We start from the raw sequence: 4,759 nt of genomic DNA, 5'->3' as shown, positions 1-4,759 counted from the left end.
TACTTTCAGGTAGACGATTCTCTTTACTAGTCATATAAATTCTTTTTGGGTCAATAGAATAATGCGACAAGCCTTGTCATCATCACCTTTTCAAGAGGGAGTCGCCGCCTTCCACTTACGGTAAACTAGTGTATTGTTCTATCAATAGAATAATGATGGATTAAAACTTAAACTCAAAATTAAAATCAAAGTCAAAATGAAACCCAAACCAAACCCAAACCCAAAACCAAAATCCAAACCAAAAAGACTGAAGACAAGCTCCTTTGAAATGTTTCTGGAGATGTTTTCAGTCGTTTTTGGTTATTGGGGTTAAGACTTGTCTTATTACATCTGTTCTGAACATAGGATGGAGAAAAGGTGTAAAGGACGAGATGTCGGTGACGCGTTTTTTTATATTTGTTTGTAGTTATTGTGTGATTGTGGTGACGCTGGCTAATTTGTTGTTTTACTTGAATTATTCAGCGCTTGGTTATGATTATCGACAGATTTTAGTTTTCATTTTGCAGTCGACTGATTTTTTGATGCTAGTGATTGCGGTTGTGTTTTTATTGCTTACCGTGTACGTCCCAAGCCCATCGCGGCCTCCATCTTTTTAAGGGTGGCGGAGGCGATGGTGTTTGCTTTTTTGGCTCCTTGGTCGAGGATTTCGTCGAGTTCAGGGGAGTCGATTAGTTCATGGTAACGTTGTTGGATTCCTGCTAGATGTTGGTTGATAGCGTCCGCGACGCCCATTTTAAATGCTCCGTAGCCCTGGCCTTCGTATTTTGCTTCTAATTCTTCGATGGACATTCCACTTAATGAAGATTCGATGATTAATAAATTGGAGACACCTGGTTTGTTTTCTACGTCGAATTTCACGATACCTTCTGAGTCTGTTACAGCGCTCTTGATTTTCTTTTCGATTTCTTTTGGTGTATCCAAAATCGTGATCGTTGCTTTTTTATTTGGATCGGATTTGCTCATTTTCTTTAATGGATCTTGTAAAGATTTTACGCGAGCTCCGTTTTTAGGAATACGAACGGCCGGAATGGTCAATACTTTCCCGTATCGGCTATTGAAGCGCTCTGCTAAATCCCTTGTTAATTCCAAGTGTTGCTTCTGATCTTCTCCGACGGGAACGATATCCGTGTTATACAATAAAATGTCCGCAGCCATTAATGGAGGGTAGGTAAGAAGTGCGGCAGATACACCTTCTGCTCCATCTGATTTGTCTTTAAACTGTGTCATGCGCTCAAGTTCACCGATATATGAAATACATTGCATGATCCATCCAGCTTGTGCATGTGCTGGAACTTCTGATTGGATGAATAAAGTGGATTTCTGAGGATCAATTCCGCTTGCAATATAGGTAGCGGCTAATGAACGAATTGCTTGTTTTAGATCATCCGGATCTTGCTGCACTGTAATTGCGTGTTGATCAACGATACAAAAAATGCAGTCTTCGTCATTTTGAAGCTCAACGAATTGACGGAATGCGCCAATATAGTTTCCTAATGTGATGACACCTGTTGGTTGTACACCTGAAAAAATTGTTTTCATGATTGTATTTCCTCCTTTAATTGCAGGCTATAACAGATTAGCCTGTATCGTGCGTGAAAAACGGCATAAAAAAACATCAGTCATCCCCTATAAATAGGGACGATTGATGAAAGGTAACCGTGGTACCACCCGAATTGCTAATAAAAGCCGCTCAATTCCCATAACGCGGGAAGACGTGATGGAGTACTGTATTCATCCATCAAGCTCAGGAGCCCATTCTTTTTGTGCGGTTTTACTTGCTCTCACCCTATACAAGCTCTCTACAAAAACCGTTACAAAAATACTTTTTCCTTCAGTGCCGTTCACTTATTGCTTAAAATTATATCGATACTTTTTGAAAAATGCAACTTTCATTTGAGGAAAACGAAAAAGATTTGAATAACATGAAACCTTTTAGTACACCTGTACGTACTATAAAGAGAACCAATAATTAGCAGAATTAATTTCTAAATGAGAATGCAATTATTTACAAATGAAATGTTTAAAACATTTCAGCACTGGGTATAAAAGTAGAAGATGTTCATTTATCGCAGAAAACATCATGATTCTTGACTGGTTTGTTGAAAAATAAGAAATTCTGCAATATGAATAAGTTTTTTTGAAAAACTATATTAATTGAGAATGAATGTGTGTATAATGAACAGTATAGACATTAATTATAATAATTCTAAAGTGAATTACATGAATTGCAAATACACTAAATCTAATGTGCGTAAGCCGTAGGAAAGGACGTGTCAATAAATGGGTGTCACACTTTATACATCGCCTAGTTGTACATCTTGTAGAAAAGCAAAAGCATGGTTGGAGGAACATGAGATTCCTTATACAGAGCGTAACATTTTCTCTGAACCATTGAATATTCAAGAGATCAAACAAATTCTTCGCATGACGGAAGATGGTACTGACGAAATTATTTCAACACGATCCAAGATATTCCAAAAATTAAATGTTGACGTGGAAAGTCTTCCACTTCAAAGATTATATGAGTTGATCCAAGAACATCCTGGTCTTTTGAGAAGACCAATCATTCTAGATGAAAAAAGACTCCAAGTAGGGTACAATGAAGATGAGATTCGTCGTTTCCTACCGAGAAAAGTTAGAGCCTATCAGCTGCTCGAAGCGCGGCGTATGGTAAACTAATCTTAATAACAAAAGCTGATAGGGATGACACGGGATACAATTGTGCCTATCAGCTTTTTTGAATTGATATTCCCTTGTATTCCTCTAAGTTAACCACTTCAATGCTGACAAAGTTTTAATGAAATACAAGAAACCCTTACGAATACGTCGGAGCCGACATATAGTAGTAATAAGCATTGCAAGTGTGTATTAGTATATGACAGGGGAGGGCCTGTTCTACAGAAGGGAGAGATAAGGGATGGAAATAGAGCGCATTAATGAAAACACGGTAAAGTTTTATTTATCCTATGGAGATATCGAAGCCCGTGGTTTTAGTAAAGAAGACGTCTGGTATAATCGCGACAAGAGTGAAGAACTTTTTTGGGATATGATGGATGAACTTGGTGACGATACAGAATTCGAAGTAGAGGGACCGCTTTGGATCCAAGTCAATGCGATGAATGAAGGCATTGAAGTAATTGTAACTCGTGCACATCTTCCGAAGAACGCTGAATCTTCACAGTTCCCATTTGGAATTGAAGACCCAGAAGAATTATTCGATCCGATTTTTGATGCGATTAACGACTCTGATGAAGAAGAAAGTGAAGAAGAGTCGCAGATTACAAATAGAGTATTTGTCTTTAACGAGTTTGACCAGATCATACCATTGGCAAGCAAGATGATTTCACTCGAAGACGAATTTGAATCGCAACTATATGCATTCGAGGATCGTTATTATCTCAACTTACGCTTCGATTATTCTCTAATCGAGAAGAAGCGTTCGAAGGACATTTCCAGTATGATTACAGAATACGGCGCGGTGTCTAAGATGTCTATTCATCGTATAGAGGAATATGGCAAAGTTGTCATGGAATCTGATGTATTTGAACAAGTAAACAAGTATTTCTCATAATACACTGAAAAGCTACCAGTAATCTGGTAGCTTTTTTTATTTTCCAGAACACGGATTATTTGTTTGTATAGGTAAGTAGGATACGATGTTGGGTAGTTGTTTTTCCCTTTACTCTTCCTTGTTTTATGCAAAGGTAGTAGTTTGACTGGCAAAGTAAGTGGGGCGGTCATTGACCCCACTTCGGCGGTGGTGGATGGCTTCCGTAATGAGCCAGACAGGAAAGTGCGCCTGGCTGTCTCATTACTACGCCTACCACTGGCAGCCGCCTACGTTAGATAGTGTGTAAGGCAGTTCTGATTCTTCTTTTGCAAGAATAAGGAATGAATACTACCAGGTCACTGGTTTTATCTACTATAAACCACAATCTAACTTGTCAATCACTCAGTAGCGCAGGCACAACTGCGGGGTAGGCCGTGGCCATGAGACAGCTAGCAGCCTTACCGCTAGTTGGCTCATGGCTGTAGGCAATCCCCCACGTGCCTGTGCGGGTCCAAAGCATGACCCTCACTACTTTCAATGAACAAGCCAATCTCGAGCAACGACCTAATCTATCTCCTAACGACTTAGCTAAGACAGAAGAATCGTACCACCCAGTCACTGGTTTTCATCTTCTCTAAACCACAATCTAACTTGTCAACCACTCAGTAGCGCAGGCACAACTGCGAGGTAGGCCGTGGCCATGAGACAGCTAGCAGCCCCACCGCTAGTTGGCTCATGGCTGTAGGCAATCCCCCACGTGCCTGCGCGGGTCCAAAGCATGCCCCTCGCTACTTTCAATGAACAAGCCAATCTCGAGCAACGACCTAATCTATCTCCTAATGACTTAGCTAAGACAGAAGAATCGTACCACCCAGTCACTGGTTTTCATCTTCTATAAACCACAACCTAACTTGCTAACCCCACGTGCCTGCGCGAGTCCAAAAAGCAGACCCTCACTATCTTCAGTCCCCGATAACCAGTCGAGCCACGACCCAGACAACTCCTTAATCACTAAAGCTTTTGAAAGTAAGCCGTCACACCAATCAGAACCACAAACTAGTTGATAGGCGTGGAAGGCGGCGACTCCCTCTTGAAAAGGTGATGATGACAAGGCTTGTCGCATTATTCTATTGACCCAAAAAGAATTTATATGACTAGTAAAGAGAATCGTCTACCTGAAAGTACATACTTTTGTAGATACTGTAAGTA

Annotated in this window: 5 protein-coding genes and 1 other annotated feature; of the genes, 2 read left to right on the top strand and 3 right to left on the bottom strand. The window is 40.3% G+C overall.

The window, feature by feature from the left end:
- Positions 1-552: 552 nt before the first annotated feature.
- A complete protein-coding gene (gene trpS, locus CSV69_RS16335; protein WP_099693983.1) occupies positions 553-1,539 on the bottom strand; it encodes a tryptophan--tRNA ligase in 987 nt (328 codons plus the stop codon).
- A gap of 92 nt (positions 1,540-1,631) precedes the next feature.
- Positions 1,632-1,844: a binding site (T-box leader), on the bottom strand.
- A gap of 436 nt (positions 1,845-2,280) precedes the next feature.
- Between trpS and spxA the strand changes: the two genes are divergently transcribed.
- The gene (spxA, locus tag CSV69_RS16330; protein ID WP_009765721.1) at positions 2,281-2,679 is read left to right on the top strand and encodes a transcriptional regulator SpxA; all 399 of its coding nucleotides are present in this window, start codon (positions 2,281-2,283) and stop codon (positions 2,677-2,679) included.
- A gap of 238 nt (positions 2,680-2,917) precedes the next feature.
- Entirely contained in the window at positions 2,918-3,571 is a 654-nt protein-coding gene (gene mecA, locus CSV69_RS16325; RefSeq protein WP_085428461.1) for an adaptor protein MecA, read from the top strand.
- Between the two features lie 373 nt (positions 3,572-3,944).
- On the opposite strand, the gene CSV69_RS16730 is transcribed toward mecA, so the two are convergent.
- Both CSV69_RS16730 and CSV69_RS16725 read right to left on the bottom strand, forming a co-directional pair.
- Complete coding sequence (locus CSV69_RS16730) at positions 3,945-4,169, bottom strand: hypothetical protein (protein ID WP_143560855.1); 225 nt, start codon at positions 4,167-4,169, stop codon at positions 3,945-3,947.
- 35 nt (positions 4,170-4,204) lie between these two features.
- Positions 4,205-4,429 carry a hypothetical protein gene (locus CSV69_RS16725; protein WP_143560854.1) on the bottom strand — a complete coding sequence of 75 codons (225 nt, stop codon included), beginning with the start codon at positions 4,427-4,429 and terminating at the stop codon, positions 4,205-4,207.
- Positions 4,430-4,759: the final 330 nt, after the last annotated feature.

It is taken from the genome of Sporosarcina sp. P26b (genome assembly GCF_002743245.1).
GTDB lineage: Bacteria > Bacillota > Bacilli > Bacillales_A > Planococcaceae > Sporosarcina > Sporosarcina ureae_C.
The sequence above is the reverse complement of the archived record's forward strand: the minus strand, read 5'-3'. Positions and strand labels throughout refer to the sequence as shown.

Coding starts and splice junctions, on each gene's coding strand:
- mecA (WP_085428461.1), top strand. CDS start 2,918: ATGGAAATAGAGCGCATTAATGAAAACACGGTAAAGTTTTATTTATCC.
- spxA (WP_009765721.1), top strand. CDS start 2,281: ATGGGTGTCACACTTTATACATCGCCTAGTTGTACATCTTGTAGAAAA.
- trpS (WP_099693983.1), bottom strand. CDS start 1,539: ATGAAAACAATTTTTTCAGGTGTACAACCAACAGGTGTCATCACATTA.